Source organism: Pontivivens nitratireducens (assembly GCF_011290545.1).
Lineage (GTDB): Bacteria > Pseudomonadota > Alphaproteobacteria > Rhodobacterales > Rhodobacteraceae > Pontivivens > Pontivivens nitratireducens.
The window spans coordinates 2,281,211-2,298,802 of record NZ_CP049811.1 but is presented as its reverse complement, the minus strand read 5'-3'; the positions used below and the strand labels follow the sequence as shown (position 1 = coordinate 2,298,802).

The following is a 17,592-nucleotide window of genomic DNA, read 5'->3' as shown; positions in this document are numbered from 1 at the left end:
AAGGTTTCCCCCTGTTCTGGATGGTGAATCACCCCCGGTAGGCTAGACACGAAAGCCCTTGCGATCCAATGGGCTCGAACGGATCGGTAATATAGCATCGGCCTGTCTGCCGAATTACAGTTCATTTCGGCCAAGTATTGTATGTGCCTTCGATTCTGAAGATTTCGTTACGGTTTGGCTCGTACGTGTGGTTTCGCTACTAACCCCGATACCATCGTTCGACATCAACCCCGCGCCGCACATCTGCGTGATTCTTCGAAAATTCAACTTGAAGGGTCAATATTTCTTACCTAACCTAGGGTCGTAACTCAATTCGTGAAGCCTTCGCAGAATGGGCATCATGTGGGAGATGATGATATGACACTACAGGATGTAAGCCTGTCCGACCGCTATGATCTGAGCAAGGACACCGTCCTGCTCAGCGGCATTCAGGGGCTGGTGCGCCTGCCATTGATGCAGGCCGCGCGCGACCGCGCCGCGGGGCACAACACGGCTGGCCTCGTTACCGGATATCGCGGATCGCCGCTGGGGGGCGTGGATCAGCAGATGCAACGCGCGGCGAAGCAGTTGACGGAGGCGAACGTCGTGTTCCAGTCCGGCCTGAACGAGGACCTCGCCGCGACCGCGCTGTGGGGCGCACAACAGGCGGAATTGCGGGGCGAGGGCAAGTATGACGGCGTGTTCGGCCTTTGGTATGGCAAGGGGCCGGGCGTGGACCGTTCGGGCGATGTCTTTCGCCACGCGAACATGGCGGGCACGTCCGCGCTTGGCGGGGTTCTGGTCGCGATGGGCGATGACCATACGGGCGAAAGCTCGACAGTGCTGCACCAGTCGGAATTCGCGCTGGTCGATGCCTTGATGCCGATTCTGGCCCCCGCCGGTGTGCAGGAAGTGCTTGATTACGGCATTCTGGGCTGGGCGCTGAGCCGCTATTCCGGCTGCTGGGTCGGGATCAAGTGCCTCAAGGACACCATCGAGGTGACGGAGGTCGTGGACGGTTCCATCGACCGCGTGCAGGTCCGCCAGCCCACCGATTTCGACATGCCCGCAGGCGGCATCAATATCCGTCTGGGCGATTCCCCGGCGGAACAGGAGGCCCGCCTGCACGATTACAAACGTTTCGCAGCCGAGGCATTTGCCCGCGCAAACAAGCTGGACTACCGCGTTCACGGCGATCGCAGCGCGCGCATCGGCATCGTTTCCAGCGGCAAGAGCTGGCTCGACACGATCCACGCCCTCGACCTGTTGGGCATCGACGAGGCGGAGGCGCAGCGTCTGGGCATCACCACCTACAAGGTCGGCATGCCGTGGCCGCTCGACATGAAGTCGATGCGCGAATGGTCCGATGATCTGGACATCATCATCTGCGTCGAGGAGAAGCGAAAGCTGATCGAGGTGCAGATCAAGGAGGCGATCTTCGATGACCGCAAGGGCCGTCGCGTCGTCGGTTGGAAAAAGGAAGACGGCGACCTGCTGTTCACCGTCAAGGGCGCGCTCGATCCCGTTCTGATTGCACGAAAGCTGGGCGCTCTGCTGGCGGAGGAGGGCGTGACCTCGGAACGTCTGACCACCGCGATGGAGGTTCTGGATTCCGCCGCCAAGGCCGACAACGCCGAGGAAATCGCCGCCCGCCTGCCGTGGTTCTGCTCCGGCTGTCCGCACAACTCCTCGACCAAGGTTCCTGAGGGTTCTCGCGGATATGCCGGGATCGGTTGTCACTACATGGTGCAATGGATGGACCGCGAAACCGTCGGCTTCACCCATATGGGCGGCGAGGGCGCGAACTGGATAGGTGAGGCACCCTTCTCGAAAACGCAGCACGTGTTCCAGAACCTGGGGGATGGCACATATAACCATTCCGGCGTGCAGGCGATCCGCGCCGCGCTGGCCGCAGGCACCAATATCACCTACAAGATCCTCTATAACGATGCCGTCGCCATGACGGGCGGCCAATCCAACGAGGGCGGTCTGGACGCGCTGCGCATCGCGCATGAGGTCAAGGCGATGGGCGTTTCACGCATCGTCGGCGTCTACGATCCGAAGGAGGACGTCGATCCCGCCAGTTTCCCCATAGAAATGCGCGAACGGGATGAACTTGACGCTGTTCAGCGTGAGTTGCGGGAAATTGAGGGCGTGTCCGTCATCCTCTACATCCAGACCTGTGCTGCCGAAAAACGCCGCCGGCGCAAGCGCGGCACCTTCCCCGATCCCGACAAGCGCGTGTTCATCAATCCCGCCGTGTGCGAGGGCTGTGGCGATTGCGGCGTACAGTCCAACTGCGTCTCGATCCTGCCGCTGGAAACCGAGCTTGGCCGCAAACGCCAGATCGACCAGTCGAGCTGCAACAAGGATTTCTCGTGCCTCAAGGGATTCTGCCCCAGCTTCGTCACGGTTGAGGGGGCCAAGGTCCGCAAGGCGGAAACGACCGCTGTGCGCATCGACGACCTGCCCATGCCCGCCCTGCCGACGATCAACGGCACGCATAACCTCGTCATCACCGGCGTTGGCGGCACGGGGGTCGTTACCGTCGGCGCCGTGCTTGCCATGGCCGCACATCTGGAGGGCAAGGGCGCCGGCGTCATGGAAATGGCCGGTCTGGCGCAAAAGGGCGGCGCGGTGCACATCCACGCCCGCATTGCCGAAACACCCGGTGACATCAGCGCGGTGCGCGTCGCAGTGGGGGAGGCTGACGGCGTGATCGGGGGCGACATGGTCGTCGCTGCCGGCTCCAAGACTCTGGGCCTGATGACCCGTGGCCGCACCCGCGCCGTGTGCAACAGTCATGAGATCATCACAGGCGAATTCACCCATAACAAGGAATTCCAACTGCCAACCGACCGCATGGGCCTCGCCCTGCGCGCCCGCCTCGGCGATGAGGCGCTGGCGATGCTGAATGCGTCGAAGCTGGCGGAGAAGGTCCTGGGCGACGCGATCTACGCGAACGTCCTGATGCTGGGTGCCGCGTGGCAGGCGGGTCTGGTTCCCCTGTCGCTGGAGGCGCTGATGCGCGCGCTGGAACTCAACGGTGCTGCGGTCGAGGGCAACAAACGCGCCTTCGAACTGGGCCGCTGGGCGATACATGCGCCCGATGAGGCTGCGGCGCTGACAACCTCCGAAGTCCCGGTGGAGGAGCGCAGCCTGGAGGAACGCGTCGCCTTCCGCGCGGATCAGTTGACGGCCTATCAGAACGCGAAGCTGGCGAAGAAATACACCGCGCTGGTGGATCGTGCCCGAACGGTCAGCGATGAGCTCGCCCTCGCCGTGGCGCAGGGATATCACAAGTTGCTGTCCTACAAGGATGAGTACGAGGTGGCCCGCCTGCATTCCGAAACGCTGGAACAAGCCATCGCGGCCAAATTCGAGGGCGTCACGAACATGCGCTTTCACATGGCCCCGCCGATCCTGGGCAAGAAGGACGCCGAGGGTCGCCCGGCGAAGTCCGAATTCGGCCCGTGGATGCTCAAGGCGTTTTCGGTCCTGCGGCATGGCAAGACGCTGCGCGGCACCCCGCTCGATCCCTTCGGCTATACCGCCGAGCGTAAGATGGAGCGGGCGCTGATCGCTCAGTTCGAGGCGGATATGGATGAGGTCCTGTCATCGGTCGATGCCTCCACCCACGACGCGGCCGTCGCATTGGCCCTGCTGCCGCTGCAAATTCGCGGATTCGGTCATGTGAAGCAGGCCAATGCCGAGGATGCTGCAAAGCGGCGCGAGGAAATCCTCGCCCGGTTCAGGGCCGGCGGTGCGCCGATCCTGCACGCCGCGCAGTAACTGCAATCAGGGCGCGATGATCGTGGTTATCGCGCCCAGCCCCTCGATCTGGCAGGTGCAGCTATCGCCCCGCTGCAATGCGCCGACGCCCGCAGGCGTGCCGGTATAGATCAGATCCCCCGGCAGCAGCGTGACCGAGGCGGAGCAGGCGGCGATGATTTCCGGTACCGACCAGATCATCTCTGACAGATCGCCGCGCTGGCGCTCCTCCCCATTGACCCGGCTGGTGATCGCGCCGGTCAGGGGATGCGGGCCACGGTGGACCGGGCCGCAAATTGCCGAATTGTCGAATGCCTTGCCCCAATCCCACGGCCGCCCGGCCTTCTTGGCCACCGCTTGCAGATCGCGCCGTGTCAGGTCATTGCCGATGGCATAGCCCCAGACATGGCTCAACGCATCCTCGGCACGGATATCCGTGCCGCCGGTCCCGATCGCGACGACCAGTTCGACCTCATGATGCAAGTCTTTGGTCTGCGGCGGGTAGGGGATGGTGTGTCTGTCTCCGACCAGCGCATCCGCAGGCTTGGTAAAGAAGAACGGCGGGTCGCGCTCATCATTGCCCATCTCGCGCGCGTGGGCGGCATAATTACGCCCAACGCAGAACACGCGCCGGACGGGAAACCGGTCCTCCGTGCCCTCGACGGCGACACTGGGCTGGGCGGGGGCGGGCAGTACGAAGCTCATTTCACTTTCTCCAAATATTCCCGCCGGAGGCCCCTTCACACCAGTCGGGACTGATCCATTGCCGCGCGTACGAAGCTGGCGAACAGCGGGTGCGGCTCGAACGGTTTCGATTTCAGTTCCGGGTGGAATTGCACGCCGACGAACCACGGATGCGTCGGAATCTCGACGATCTCGGGCAATTCCCCGTCCGGGCTGAGGCCGGAGAAGCGCAGACCCGCTTCCTCCAGCTTTTCCTTGTAGGTAATATCGACTTCGAACCGATGACGGTGCCGTTCCGAAATATCGGTGGCGCCATAGATATCCGCGATCCTGCTGCCCGCGGCCAGCGTCGCGTCATAGGCGCCCAGTCGCATGGTGCCGCCCTTGTCGTCGTTGATCGAGCGTTGGATGGTGCGGTTGCCCTCGTTCCATTCCTTCATGTGATAGATCACGTGCTCAAATCGCCCGCCGCCGGATTCGGTGTCGAACTCCTCGGAGCCCGCCTTGCCGATACCGGCCAGATTGCGCGCGGCCTCGACCACGGCCATCTGCATTCCCAGACAGATTCCGAAATAGGGAATGTCGTGCTCACGAGCGTATTTCACGGCTCTGATCTTGCCCTCGGTTCCCCGCTCACCGAAGCCTCCCGGCACCAGAATGCCGTGGAATCCTTCGAGATAGGGTGCCGGATCGTCACTGTCGAAAATCTCCGCGTCGATCCATTCTGTGCGCACCTTGACCCGGTTGTGCATTCCGCCATGGGTCAGTGCCTCGCTGATGGATTTATAGGCGTCCTCAAGCTGCGTGTACTTGCCGACGACGGCGATGCGAACCTCGCCATCGGGGTTGTAGATACGGTCGGCCACGTCGCGCCAGCGGTCCAGCTTGGGGGCAGGGGCTGGCGCGATGCCGAACGCGTCCAGAACCGCCTGATCCAGCCCCTCGCGGTGATAGGCCAGCGGTGCCTCGTAGATCGACTTGAGGTCCAGCGCAGCGATCACCCGTTCGGGCCGCACGTTGCAGAACAGGGCGAGCTTCTCACGCTCCTTGCTGGGAATCGGCTGATCGGCGCGGCACACCAGAATATCGGGCGCGATCCCGATGGAGCGCAGCTCCTTGACCGAGTGCTGCGTAGGCTTCGTCTTCAACTCCCCCGACGCGGCAATGTAGGGCAGCAGGGTCAGGTGCATGAACAGGCACTGGCCGAAGGGTTTCTCCTGCCCGAACTGTCGGATCGCCTCGAAGAAGGGCAGCCCCTCGATATCGCCGACGGTGCCGCCGATCTCACACAGCATGAAATCGACCTCGTCGCTGCCGACTTCCAGGAAATCCTTGATCTGGTTGGTAACGTGCGGGATCACCTGAATGGTTTTGCCCAGATACTCGCCCCGGCGTTCCTTCTCCAACACGGTGGAATAGATCCTGCCAGAGGATACGGAATCCGTCGAACGCGCGGCAACCCCGGTGAACCGTTCATAGTGACCCAGATCCAGATCCGTCTCCGCACCGTCATCGGTAACAAAGACTTCACCATGCTCGAACGGCGACATCGTGCCGGGATCGACGTTCAGATAGGGGTCGAGCTTACGCAGCCGTACCGAATAGCCCCGCGCCTGCAGCAATGCACCCAGTGCGGCGGAGGCAAGTCCCTTGCCAAGCGAGGATACCACCCCGCCGGTAATGAATACGTATCGTGCCATATGAAATGGTCCCCCGTGTCGGCCTGAATTGCCGCCTGGTGTCAGTCTGGATCGTCACCACGCCACGGGATTGATCCCTTACCCGGAAAAGATGATTCCAGCAAGCGATCAACCCCCCGATCTAGTGGTCGGGGGGGTATGTGACGCGATGTATTGAGTTGTTATTCAGCCGCTGGCGGCAGTTCGAGGCCACCTGTCGGCGGCAGCAGATCGCCCTGCAGATCCCCGGGCAGCGTCGTATCGACATCACCTGCGGGTTGCTCCGTGCCCAGCCGGTCCAGCACGCTGGAGTTTCCACTCTCGCGCGCGGCGATGATGGTAAGGGCCACGCACAGCGACAGAAAGGCGGCCGCGATGATCCATGTCACCTTGCTCAGCGCGGATGCCGCCCCGCGTCCGGACATCATGCCGCCACCGCCGCCGCCACCACCCATGCCGAGACCGCCCCCTTCGGAGCGCTGCATCAGCACCACGATGATAAGCGCGAGTGCGAGCAGAAGCAGAATGACGAGAAGAACGTTTTGCATTACGGGTCCGTGCGCTGACTGATGGCGATGCGAGGCTATCTAACAAAGGGATCCCGAGGTGTCGATGCGAAAACGGCGTATTCCCGTCGCAGTCCACCGACCGTGGCGTCAGGTGCGGAACTCACGCGGGTCGTAATGCAGCAGGACGGGCACGATCAGTTCCTCCTCATCCGTCAGATGCCGGTCGAGAAAGCCTCCGAAGCCTGTCAGGCGCTCATGCAAACGCCCGGCCTCATCCCGTGCGTTGCCGGCGCCCAATGCGCGCAGCAAGCCGTTCGCATCTTTTGCGAATTCCGCAAGATGTTCGTCCAGCGCGTGGTGATCCGCGTCCAGCATCGTGAAGCCACGCTCCAACCGAGCGTCCTGACGGGTCAGCACGGGGAAATAGTGGGTATCCTCCACCATGTGATGCTCATGCAGATGGTGCAGCAGCATCTGACCGGTGCGCCCGGTTTCACGGCCATAGCGCTCCGCATCCAGCCTGCCGTCCAGATACCCCTCGGCCCCGGCCAGCAACATCGCGTTCATCCGGCGGAACTGAAGGTGCCGGTCCAGCCAGAAGCGGATCAGTTCACCGAAATTACGATGCTCCTCCCACGTCTCACGCGGATAGGATTCGAACAGCACACGCAGGGCGTCCGGCAGGCGTTCGCGGGTGTTGAGGTCCAGGTCCATGGCCGACATTCCTTTCGTCGAGGGCGCGCGGCAGGCCTCGCGGATCAGCTGCTGCCCAGCTTCGTCCCTATGGCCGGTTTTCCCGGATTGCGCCAGCGATTGTAGACATGGCACAGGTGAGAGAAGCTCTTGCTGTTGATCGTGCGCGTATGCTCGATCACATCCGCAAAATCCTCCACATAATTGCACATGATGGAGCGGAGGGAATAGCGCAGAATCTGCTCATTCAGGTCGTCGCGCAGAATGCTCAGGCACATGAACACTTGATAGTTCAGCCCCTCATGAGGGGTAGGCGGATGATGGCGCCCGCAGGTTCACTGCGGGCGCCCACAGGATCAGTTCTTGGACTTGTCCACCATCTTGCCTGCGGAGATCCAGGGCATCATTTCACGCAGCTTCTGGCCGACCTGCTCGATCTGATGCTCGTCGTTCATACGGCGCGTGCCCTTGAAGAACGGCTGACCTGCCTGGTTTTCCTGCATGAAGTCGCGCACGAACGCGCCGGTCTGGATGTCGCGCAGAACCGCCTTCATCCGGGCCTTCGTCTCGTCGTAGGGCAGGATGCGCGGACCGGAGACATACTCGCCATACTCCGCCGTGTTCGAGATCGAGTAGTTCATGTTGGCGATGCCGCCCTCGTAGATCAGGTCGACGATCAGCTTGACCTCGTGCAGACACTCGAAATACGCCATTTCGGGAGCGTAGCCTGCCTCCACCAGCGTCTCGAAGCCCATGCGGATCAATTCGACCAGACCGCCGCACAGCACTGCCTGCTCACCGAACAGGTCGGTTTCGCATTCCTCGCGGAAGTTCGTCTCGATGATGCCGGAGCGACCGCCACCGATGGCCGCGCAATAGGACAGGCCGATTTCCAGCGCCTTGCCCGACGCGTCCTGATCCACGGCGACCAGGCAGGGAACGCCGCCGCCCTTGGTGTATTCACCGCGAACCGTATGGCCGGGGCCCTTGGGCGCCATCATGATGACATCGACGCCGGGCTTCGGCTCGATCAGGCCGAAATGCACGTTCAGGCCGTGGGCGAAGGCGATGGCCGCGCCGTCCTTGAGGTTGTCGTGCACGTATTTCTTGTAGGTCTCGGCCTGCAATTCGTCGGGCATGGTGAACATGATGACGTCGCACCATGCGGCTGCCTCGGCGATGCCCATGACCTTGAGGCCCTCGCCCTCGGCCTTCTTGGCGGAGGCTGATCCTTCGCGCAGGGCGACGACCAGATTCTTCGCGCCGCTGTCACGCAGGTTCAGCGCATGCGCGTGACCTTGCGAGCCGTAGCCCAGAATTGCGACCTTCTTGTCCTTGATCAGGTTGATGTCGCAATCACGATCGTAATAAACGCGCATGGGTATATCCTTTGTTGTGTTCCCCGGTTGAGGGGCAATTTACGCGAAAATCGGCGAGAGATATTTCTTTCTCTGTCGAAAAGCCGTCATTCGGCGTATACTAATGCGTGAAACTGCCGTGAAGCGGAAAATTGATGCTCGACGATACTGACAGGCGCATCCTGCGTCAGATGCAGGCTGATCCCGCCGCCTCCGTCGCCACCGTGGCGCAACGCGCCGGCCTCAGCCACGCGCCGTGCTGGCGCCGGATCGCGCGCATGGAACGGGACGGAGTCATCAAGGGGCGGCAGATCCTGATCGACCAGCGCAAGCTGGGCCTGGAGGTTCAGGTCTTCCTACGCATCACGCTCGACAAGACCGCGCGCAATGCCTTCGACGCCTTCATTGCGGAGGCCCGCACCATCCCCGAGGTCACGGCGATCCAGACCCTGCTGGGCCGGGTGGACATCCGCATGGACGTCACCGCCCGCGATCTGGCGCATTACCAGCAGATCTACCGCGACCGGATCATGGCCCTGCCGCATATCCTCGACCTGGAAAGCCTGATGCTGGTCTCGGAGCTGAAGAACACGCAGGCGGTGCCCGTATGACGGAACTGGACGCGACGGATCATGCGATCCTCGATGCGCTGCGCAGCGATGGTGGGTTGAATGCCAAGCAGGTGGGCGATGCGGTCGGGTTGAGCCAGCCCGCGGCGTATCGCCGGATCCGGCGGCTGGAGGCGGACGGCGTCATCACCGGGCGTGCGCTGGTCGTGGATGCGGCGAAACTGGGCTACGGCGTGACGGTCTTTCTGGGCATCAAGCTGGCGGCGCGGGGCCGGACCGCGATGGCGGATTTCGAGCGGACCGTGATCTCGATCCCCGAGGTGCAACTCGTCCAGCAGGTGATCGGGCTGTACGATTACCGCTTGCGGGTCGTGGCGCAGGACCTCAGCGATTTCGAGCGTATCCTGCGCCGGCGCATCATGACCCTGCCCGGGGTGGGAGATGTGGAATCAAACGTCCTGCTGGGTGACGAATAATACATATTCCGGTGTCAATCAGAACACCGGATATGAAGGCAAGCTTACGTCCAGCGCGTGGCGACGCGGCGAGAACGGCAGCCCGTTCAACGTCGAACTGCGCGAAACGTAAAGCATCGTGTGCATCAGCACGGATTAATTCCTGCGCGATGAAGGCTTTGCGCAATGCGCGGTGGCCGTCCCTACGCGATGGTTGGTCCTGTGCAAGGGGGATGACTGGCCACGCGCAATGCGCCGTGGCCATGGGGTGCGCTTAGCTGCGTCCCTTGATCATACGCCAGATCCAGATCAGCAGGCAGGCGCCGATCACGCCCGCGATCAGGCTGCCGAAAAAGCCCGTGCGTTCAGCGATGCCGACAAGGCTGAGCAGTCCGTTGAAGATCATGGCGCCGATGATGCCCAGAACGATGTTGGTCAAAAGCCCATGGTCGGCCTTCATGATCTTCTCGGCGATCCACCCGGCGATGGCACCTACGATGATTGCGACGATCCAGCCCATATCTTGCTCCTCAATTGCGAATGGTGATTGAGAGAATGATCCCTTCAGCCGGCACGTCAAGGATGCAGAGCCAATGATGCGCGCAATGGCTCAGCAGGAAAGCCGGCTGTTTTTTCGGAAAGCCCCCACGCGCGGGACGTGCCGAATGAGCATGCCAGCCTGTCGGGAAAGTCTTGGTGCTATGCGAACGGCAGCCGGACGCGCCCCGGCGGATCGGGGCGCGTGTTTTCAGGTCATTCCAGGCCGCGGGCCATCGCGGCGACGCCGGTGCGGGCGACCTCAACCAATCCCAGCGGCACCATCAGATCGACGAAGGCGTCGATCTTGTTCGGGACGCCGGTCAGCTCGAAAACGAAGCTCTCGGTCGTGGTGTCCATGACGCGGGCGCGGAAGATTTCGGCCGTGCGCAGTGCCTCGACCCGTTCGTTGCCGGTGCCGGCGACCTTGACCAGAGCCAGTTCCCGCTCGACGCTCGGCCCCTCGACGGTCAGGTCGTGGACCTCATGCACCACGACCATGCGTTCCAGCTGGTGCTTGATTTGCACGATCACCTGCGGCGTGCCGGTGGTGACGACGGTGATGCGCGAGCGGTGGCCGGTATGATCGACCTCCGCTACGGTCAGGCTGTCGATGTTGTAGCCCCGGCCCGAGAACAGCCCGATGACGCGCGCCAGCACGCCATCGACGTTGTCCACCAGAACGGCGAGGGTGTGACGCTCATCCACATCGGAGAACGGGGTCTTGAGGTCGTAGGCGCTCTTTTTCGAGCTGCCCTTCTTGAGGTCTAGCGGGCTCATCTGACGCTCCTCCAGGATGTTCCCCGCGGGGAACAGGTTAATGGCAGTTGGTTGAAGAACATTCTACAACCGTTTGTTTTGGCGGGGCGATCCCAGTTCAGGATCGCCGCCCCAGGTTAATGCGACATGCCCGATCCGGCAGGATCGGGGGCAGGCCAAGCCGGTGCTCAGACCATCACCGCGCCGCCGGCCTCGATCGCATCCTTGGTCGAGGTGTTGCCCAGCAACATTTCATTGTGCGCCTTGCCCGACGGGATCATCGGGAAGCAGTTCTCATGCTTTTCCACCAGACAGTCGAAGACGACGGGACCGTCATGTTCGATCATTTCCATGATCGCATCGTCCAGCCCGTCGGGGTCGTGGCACTGGATGCCCTTGGCGCCGAACGCCTCCGCCAGCTTGACGAAATCGGGCAGGCTTTCGGACCAGCTGGCCGAATACCTCTCACCGTGCAGCAGCTCCTGCCACTGGCGGACCATGCCAAGACGCTCATTGTTCAGGATGAACTGCTTGACCGGGGCGCGGAACTGCATCGCCGTGCCCAATTCCTGCATGTTCATCAGCCATGACGCCTCACCCGCGACGTTGATGACCAGGCTGTCGGGATGCGCGATCTGCACGCCGACCGAGGCCGGAAAGCCGTAGCCCATGGTGCCGAGGCCCCCGGAGGTCATCCAGCGGTTCGGCTCCTCGAAGCCGAGATATTGCGCGGCCCACATCTGATGCTGGCCGACCTCGGTCGTGACGTAGCGGTCATATTTCTTGGTCAGCGCCTCCAGCCGTTCCAGCGCGTATTGCGGCTTGATGACCTTGTCCGACTTCTCGTAGGCGAGGCACTTGGTCTCACGCCAGGTGTCGATCGTCTTCCACCACTTTGCGACCTCCTCGGACCGGGTCTTGCGGCCGCGGGACTTCCAGATGCGCAGCATGTCCTCCAGCACGTGGGCGATGTCACCGATGATGGGCACGTCCACGCGGATGATCTTGTTGATCGAAGAGGGGTCGATGTCGATGTGCACCTTCCGCGATTTCGGGCTGAACGCATCGGTGCGCCCGGTGATCCGGTCGTCGAAGCGCGCGCCGATGCAGATCATCGCGTCGCAATCGTGCATCGCCATGTTGGCCTCGTACATGCCATGCATTCCAAGCATGCCCAGCCAAGACTTGCCGCTGGCAGGATAGCAGCCCAGCCCCATGAGGGTGGAGGTGATGGGGAAGCCGGTCGCCTCAACCAGTTCGCGCAGCAGCTGGCTGGCCGCCGGGCCGGAATTGATGACGCCGCCGCCGGTATAGAAGATCGGACGCTTCGCCGTTTCCAGCAGCTCGACCGCCTGCGTGATCGCCTCAACATCGCCCTTGACCCGGGGGGCGTAGTGGCCCTTGTCGGACTTTTCCGGCGCGACATAGGTGCCGTCGGCGAATTGCACGTCCTTGGGGATATCGACCAGAACCGGGCCGGGACGGCCGCTGGTGGCGACGTGGAACGCCTGATGCAGGGTGCTGGACAGGTTGTCCGTGTCCTTCACCAGCCAGTTATGCTTGGTGCAGGGGCGGGTGATGCCGACGGTGTCCGCCTCCTGAAAGGCATCGTTGCCGATCATGAAGGTCGGGACCTGACCGGTCAGAACGACCATGGGAATGCTGTCCATCAGCGCATCCGTCATGCCGGTGACGGCATTCGTCGCGCCGGGGCCGGAGGTGACGAGGACAACGCCCGGCTTGCCGGTGGAGCGGGCGTACCCCTCCGCCGCGTGTGCCGCGGCCTGTTCGTGGCGCACCAGAATGTGGCGGATGTCGTTCTGCTTGAAAATCTCGTCGTAGATCGGAAGCACGGCCCCGCCCGGATAGCCAAATACGGTATCGACGCCTTGATCTTTCAAGGCTTTGACGACGATCTGTGCTCCAGACATACGGGTCATGGGTCTGTCTCTCTTCCTGACGGGCACGCGGCCCTGTTTCAAATGTGCATAAGGCATAAAAAAACCCCCGGCTGGGGGTCAAGCGCACCTGCTGCCGTGGGGATCATCCCCGCGTCAGGTGCGCTGTCCGATAATTACTACGAGAGTTGTCATGGCTTTTTCCTTTGCACGATCCTGTTTTACCCTCTTGGCAGGCGGGGTCAACACCGGATTGTGGGGAAAGTGGCGCAAAAGGGGGATTTACTGAAATTAAATGTCGTGTCGGGCGCTGTGTGCGCAGCTTTAGATATCGGGGCGGAGGGGTGCGAATCGATTCCGGGGGCGGCGCGCCCGGATCAGTCCGTCAGCCCCAGCAGGCCGCTTTCCAGAACGTAGCGGGTCAGGCCTGCCGTCGTCTCGATCGCCAGCTTGCGTTTGATGTTCTTTCGGTGGGTTTCGACCGTGCGTACGGAGATTTCGAGTTCGCGCCCGACTTCCTTGTTCGACAACCCGCGGGCGAGGCGCAGCAGGACGATCTGTTCGCGGCTGGTCAGGGGTTCGCGGTCGCAGTCCAAGGTGGGTTGCATCGCGCCATCGATTCCGGTGCACAGATAGGTTTCCCCCGCATGAACGTTCTCGATCGCCTCGACGATCTCCTCGGTCGGAACGTCCTTGAGCAGGTAGCCCTTTGCACCATGACGCAGGGCGGTCGCGATATATTCGGGGTTGTCGTGCATGGACAGGATGATGATCCGGGCGGCGGGGTCGCGTTCCAGAACCAGTTCCGTCGCCGTCAGCCCGTTCATGCCGGGCATGTTCAGGTCCATCAGAGTGATATCGGGATCCAGCCGTTCGATGGCGGTGACAGCATCGCGGCCGTTCGTGACGGAGGCGATCAGGTCGATCTGGTCAAAGGTTTCGAGCACCGCCTTTACCCCCTCGGTAACAAGGGGATGATCGTCGGCAAGGATGACGCGAATGGGGATCATGCGAACTTTCTCTGCTCCGTTGGGGCACCGGACATCAGGTGGCAGGCTGGCAGGCTGGCCTCGATGCGCGTCCCCCTAGTCGAGGATGAGATGCGGAAGGTGCCGCCCAGATGCTCCATCCGTTCGGCCATGTTGCGCTGACCAATGCCCGTACCGCCCCGGCGCGACGGTGTAAATCCGCAGCCGTTATCGGTGATCGTCATCGAGGCGCCGGAGCGGTGCAGGATGACGCGCAGCACGACCTCGGTCGCGGCGGAGTGGCGTTCGACATTGGTCAATGCCTCCTGCGCGACACGGAACAGCGCCGTCTTCCCCTCGACCGAGAGGGAGTTGCGCACCGCGACGGTATCGACCCGTGTCACGATCCCGGTGCGTTCCTGAAATTCCTCGGCCAGCGATTTCAGGGCGGGGGACAGGCCCAGATCGTCCAGCGCGCCGGGGCGCAGGTCGCGGCTGATGCGGCGCACCTCCTTGATGGCGAGGGTCAGCCCCTCGGACGGTTTTTGCAGCGTCGACTCCAGGTCATCAGCACCAGTCTTGATCTTGCGCTTCGCCAGTTCCAGCCCGTAGCGGATGCTGACGAGGATTTGCGAGATGGAATCGTGCAATTCGCGTGCGACGCGGGCGCGCTCCTCCTCCTGCGTGTGAACGATGCGCTGCGTCAGAACGGCCAGTTTCGAATCCGCCAGACGCCGTTCGCGCAGATTAATCAGCATTCCCGAGGCAAAGACGCCGATAAGAAAAATCAGGGTGATCGCCGCGATCCAGACAAATGTGTCCTTGATCCGGGCCTCCATCTCCGCTCGCTTGACGGCGACATGAGCGCGAACGTCGTCGATAAAGATGCCGGTGCCGATCGCCCATTGCCAGTCCTGAAGCCCGATGACGTAGCTGACGATGGGGCTTTCCTCGGCGCTGGATGGCTTGGGCCAGACATATTCGTGATAGCCGCCGCCGTTGCGGGCCAGCGCGATCAGCGGCTCCACCACCGGCGTGCCCGATCCGTCCGTCAGGTCGATCAGGTTGCGGCCGATCAGGTCCGTCTGCTTGGGGCTGACCAGGTTGACGCCGTCGTAATCGTAAACGAAGAAAAACCCGTCTTTTCCGTAGGTCATCGCCGCGAGGATTTGCGTGGCGCGGTTCTTGGCCTCCTGATCGTCGGGCCCGGCGGGGCCGTAGATGTGATAGATCGCGTTGCGGGCCAGCGCCATGTAGTTGCGCAACTCACCTTGCTTTGCCTCCAGCAAGGTTTCCTCCAGAAAGGCGATTTCATCCTCGGCCAGCTGGCGCGCCTGATAGGCGACCAGCCCGGCAATGCTGCCCATCGCCAGAACCAGCGGAACCGTCGCCAGAAAGAAGATCTTCTGGCCGTAGGTCAGGTTGAGCTGGAAACGTTGTCGATCAATCATGGAAGTCCACGGACAATGGAGTATCAAGCCCCGTCGCGCGGTCAAGGTCAACAGTTACGGTCGCGTCGTGCCTGATCGTGGGGGCGCGGCGCAATTTAATTCCGGATCTACGGGCTAATGGGTATTCCACGCCGCGCGGCATTTGTTTAGGATCGGTCTTGTTTATCGATCCGCCCATTCAAGGGTGGGCGTTATAGGGAGAAAAAAATGGATCGTCGCTCTTTTCTGAAGAACACAGCTATCGGTGGCTCCACTGCCGCCGCAGCGACGCTGGCCGCACCCGCCTATGCGCAGGGTCGCCGCACGCTGACGCTGGTCACGACATGGGGTCGCGGTCTTGCCGGTGTGCATGACAGCGCGCAATACTGTGCGGACATGATCACCGCCGCGACCGACGGTGCGCTGACGGTCGAGCTGAAGGCCGCAGGCGAACTGGTTGGCGCCTTCGAAGTGTTCGACGCCGTCTCCTCCGGTCAGGCAGACATGTATCACGGTGTGGATTACTATTTCCTTAACCAGCACCCTGCCTATGCCCTGTTCTCGCAGATTCCCTTCGGCATGACACCGCAGGAGATGAACACCTGGTACTATTCCGACGGCGGAATGGAACTGAACCACGAACTGGGCGCGCTGTTCAACCTCAAGCCGTTCCTCTCAGGCAATACCGGCGCACAGGCGGGTGGCTGGTTCTCTCGCCGGATCGAGTCCGCCGAGGATTTCAACGGCCTCAAGTTCCGGATGCCGGGGCAGGGCGGTCAGGTGCTGTCCAAGCTGGGCGCATCCGTTCAGAACCTTCCCGGTGCGGAGGTCTATCAGGCGCTGGCATCCGGCGCGATCGACGGAACCGAGTGGATCGGCCCCTGGGCGGATGAGAAGGCCGGTTTCCAGGAAATCTCCAAGATCTACTACCCCGCCGGTTTCCATGAGCCTGGCCCCGCCCTGACCCTGACCACCAACCTCGACGTGTTCAACGAACTGTCGGCGTCGCATCAGACGATCATCGAAACCGTCTGCGCGGCATCGAACATGAACACGCTGTCCATGTTCCTCTCCGAGAACGCGGCCGCGCTTGAGCGTCTTCAGTCCGCCGGTGTCGAACTGCACGAATTCCCCGATGATGTCTGGGATGCGTTCTACGCCGCCTCGCAGGAGGTCATCGAAGAGAGCATGGGCGACGATCTGTATCGCCGCACCTATGAATCCGCGATGGCTTCGCAGGAATCCAGCTCGAAATGGGTGAACGATTCCTCGGGCGTGTTCATGAAGCAGCGTCAGCGCATTCTGGGCTGATAGCCGAACCATTGGCGGGGCGCAGCGATATGCGCCCCGTTTCTCCGGTTCGTGGGCCGGACCTCTTCCTTCAATAATCCGACGGGTGTGCGATGCTTGATGCGTTGAGCTGGTTCTTTGGCAATCTGTGGGCCGGGGTGGCCGGCATCTTTGTGGCTTTGGCAAATCCGGGCGCGTGGCTGAACTGGTTCGAGGACAGTGAAAGCCTCATGCGGTTCATCTTTTACGGTGCGTCGACGGAATTGTTTTTCGCACTGCTCGCGATCTTTACCGCTGTTCTGATTGCCGGATTGTTTCACCGACCGTTCCTATGGGGGGTCGTGCGGGTGATCGAGTACGGCCAGAACACGCTTGGCCGGTTCTTCGCCTATGCGGCGCTGTTGCTGGTGCTGCAACAGGTCGTCATCATCTTTCTGCAACGTCTGTTCCGTGAGGGGGCGATCACCTTCGGGATCGGGGATGTCGGCTTTACCCAGGACATATCGTGGTGGTCCGAGGAGCTGAAACTCTACAACGCTTTGATCGTGGCGCTCTGCGTTGGATACACGTTCGTGCAGGGCGGTCATGTGCGGGTCGATCTGTTTTATGCTGGCGCGAAATATCGCACGAAGAAGATCGTGGATATGCTGGGATCGGCCCTGTTGCTGATGCCGTTGACCGTGGTCATCTGGATGTTCGCCTGGTACTTCATGTGGCGCAACATGATCCGCCCGCCCGTCGCCGTGACCAATACGCTCGATCAGATGTTGAGCAGGGCGCAGGTCGTTCGCTGGGATATCGAAACCATCGGTTTCAGTCCCAACGGCTTTAACGCCTATATCCTGTTCAAGGTTCTGATCCTGGCATTTGCCGGTCTGATGTTCCTGATGGCGTGGTCTTTCCTCTACCGTTCGCTGCTGGAATGCATCGAGGGGCCGGAAAGCGACGGTAAGTATATCGACAAGGACCAGCTGGGCGATGAAATCGCCGAGACCGCGTCCGAAATCCACTAA

General features: G+C 61.8%; 17 protein-coding genes. 6 read left to right on the top strand and 11 right to left on the bottom strand.

Going from position 1 to position 17,592, the window contains the following annotated elements:
* Window positions 1–357 precede the first annotated feature (357 nt).
* A complete protein-coding gene (locus G8E03_RS11350) occupies window positions 358–3,771 on the top strand; it encodes an indolepyruvate ferredoxin oxidoreductase family protein (protein WP_166191858.1) in 3,414 nt (1,137 codons plus the stop codon).
* A 6-nt stretch (window positions 3,772–3,777) separates the two neighbouring features.
* Here G8E03_RS11350 and G8E03_RS11345 read toward each other — a convergent pair whose 3' ends face one another.
* The 6 genes from G8E03_RS11345 to ilvC all read right to left on the bottom strand — a co-directional run bounded on the left by G8E03_RS11345 (window position 3,778) and on the right by ilvC (window position 8,694).
* Window positions 3,778–4,455: a fumarylacetoacetate hydrolase family protein gene (locus tag G8E03_RS11345; RefSeq protein WP_166191855.1), complete on the bottom strand. Its 678-nt coding sequence runs from the start codon at window positions 4,453–4,455 to the stop codon at window positions 3,778–3,780.
* 35 nt (window positions 4,456–4,490) lie between these two features.
* A complete protein-coding gene (pyrG, locus tag G8E03_RS11340; RefSeq protein WP_166191852.1) occupies window positions 4,491–6,134 on the bottom strand; it encodes a CTP synthase in 1,644 nt (547 codons plus the stop codon).
* A gap of 161 nt (window positions 6,135–6,295) precedes the next feature.
* Window positions 6,296–6,661 carry a preprotein translocase subunit SecG gene (gene secG / locus G8E03_RS11335; RefSeq protein ID WP_166191849.1) on the bottom strand — a complete coding sequence of 122 codons (366 nt, stop codon included), beginning with the start codon at window positions 6,659–6,661 and terminating at the stop codon, window positions 6,296–6,298.
* Between the two features lie 108 nt (window positions 6,662–6,769).
* Window positions 6,770–7,336 carry a hemerythrin domain-containing protein gene (locus tag G8E03_RS11330; protein WP_166191846.1) on the bottom strand — a complete coding sequence of 189 codons (567 nt, stop codon included), beginning with the start codon at window positions 7,334–7,336 and terminating at the stop codon, window positions 6,770–6,772.
* Between the two features lie 44 nt (window positions 7,337–7,380).
* Window positions 7,381–7,593 carry a DUF4760 domain-containing protein gene (locus tag G8E03_RS11325; RefSeq protein ID WP_166191843.1) on the bottom strand — a complete coding sequence of 71 codons (213 nt, stop codon included), beginning with the start codon at window positions 7,591–7,593 and terminating at the stop codon, window positions 7,381–7,383.
* A gap of 78 nt (window positions 7,594–7,671) precedes the next feature.
* Complete coding sequence (gene ilvC, locus G8E03_RS11320; RefSeq protein ID WP_166191840.1) at window positions 7,672–8,694, bottom strand: ketol-acid reductoisomerase; 1,023 nt, start codon at window positions 8,692–8,694, stop codon at window positions 7,672–7,674.
* A 134-nt stretch (window positions 8,695–8,828) separates the two neighbouring features.
* Between ilvC and G8E03_RS11315 the strand changes: the two genes are divergently transcribed.
* From G8E03_RS11315 to G8E03_RS17590, 3 genes are read left to right on the top strand one after another with little or no spacing between them, the layout of a single operon-like run.
* Window positions 8,829–9,284 carry an Lrp/AsnC family transcriptional regulator gene (locus tag G8E03_RS11315; RefSeq protein WP_166191837.1) on the top strand — a complete coding sequence of 152 codons (456 nt, stop codon included), beginning with the start codon at window positions 8,829–8,831 and terminating at the stop codon, window positions 9,282–9,284.
* A complete protein-coding gene (locus G8E03_RS11310; protein WP_166191834.1) occupies window positions 9,281–9,718 on the top strand; it encodes an Lrp/AsnC family transcriptional regulator in 438 nt (145 codons plus the stop codon). Before G8E03_RS11315 ends, G8E03_RS11310 begins: the two co-directional genes overlap by 4 nt.
* Window positions 9,708–9,830, top strand: coding sequence for a hypothetical protein (locus G8E03_RS17590; protein ID WP_283811442.1), 123 nt, complete (start codon window positions 9,708–9,710; stop codon window positions 9,828–9,830). Before G8E03_RS11310 ends, G8E03_RS17590 begins: the two co-directional genes overlap by 11 nt.
* A gap of 141 nt (window positions 9,831–9,971) precedes the next feature.
* Here G8E03_RS17590 and G8E03_RS11305 read toward each other — a convergent pair whose 3' ends face one another.
* From G8E03_RS11305 to G8E03_RS11285, 5 genes are all read right to left on the bottom strand, one after another.
* Window positions 9,972–10,217 (bottom strand): GlsB/YeaQ/YmgE family stress response membrane protein, encoded by a 246-nt coding sequence (locus tag G8E03_RS11305; RefSeq protein ID WP_166191832.1) that lies wholly within the window; start codon window positions 10,215–10,217, stop codon window positions 9,972–9,974.
* A gap of 233 nt (window positions 10,218–10,450) precedes the next feature.
* Entirely contained in the window at window positions 10,451–11,014 is a 564-nt protein-coding gene (gene ilvN / locus G8E03_RS11300) for an acetolactate synthase small subunit (protein ID WP_166191829.1), read from the bottom strand.
* A gap of 167 nt (window positions 11,015–11,181) precedes the next feature.
* Window positions 11,182–12,933 carry an acetolactate synthase 3 large subunit gene (locus tag G8E03_RS11295; RefSeq protein WP_166191826.1) on the bottom strand — a complete coding sequence of 584 codons (1,752 nt, stop codon included), beginning with the start codon at window positions 12,931–12,933 and terminating at the stop codon, window positions 11,182–11,184.
* 335 nt (window positions 12,934–13,268) lie between these two features.
* On the bottom strand, window positions 13,269–13,901 hold the full coding sequence (locus G8E03_RS11290) for a response regulator (RefSeq protein ID WP_185803315.1): 633 nt from the start codon (window positions 13,899–13,901) through the stop codon (window positions 13,269–13,271).
* Window positions 13,898–15,310 (bottom strand): cache domain-containing protein, encoded by a 1,413-nt coding sequence (locus tag G8E03_RS11285; protein WP_205793091.1) that lies wholly within the window; start codon window positions 15,308–15,310, stop codon window positions 13,898–13,900. Before G8E03_RS11285 ends, G8E03_RS11290 begins: the two co-directional genes overlap by 4 nt.
* Before the next feature lie 207 nt (window positions 15,311–15,517).
* On the opposite strand from G8E03_RS11285, the gene G8E03_RS11280 reads away from it, so the two are divergent.
* The gene (locus G8E03_RS11280; protein ID WP_166191823.1) at window positions 15,518–16,600 is read left to right on the top strand and encodes a TRAP transporter substrate-binding protein; all 1,083 of its coding nucleotides are present in this window, start codon (window positions 15,518–15,520) and stop codon (window positions 16,598–16,600) included.
* 92 nt (window positions 16,601–16,692) lie between these two features.
* Window positions 16,693–17,592, top strand: a complete 900-nt coding sequence (locus G8E03_RS11275) for a TRAP transporter small permease subunit (RefSeq protein ID WP_166191820.1) — start codon at window positions 16,693–16,695, stop codon at window positions 17,590–17,592.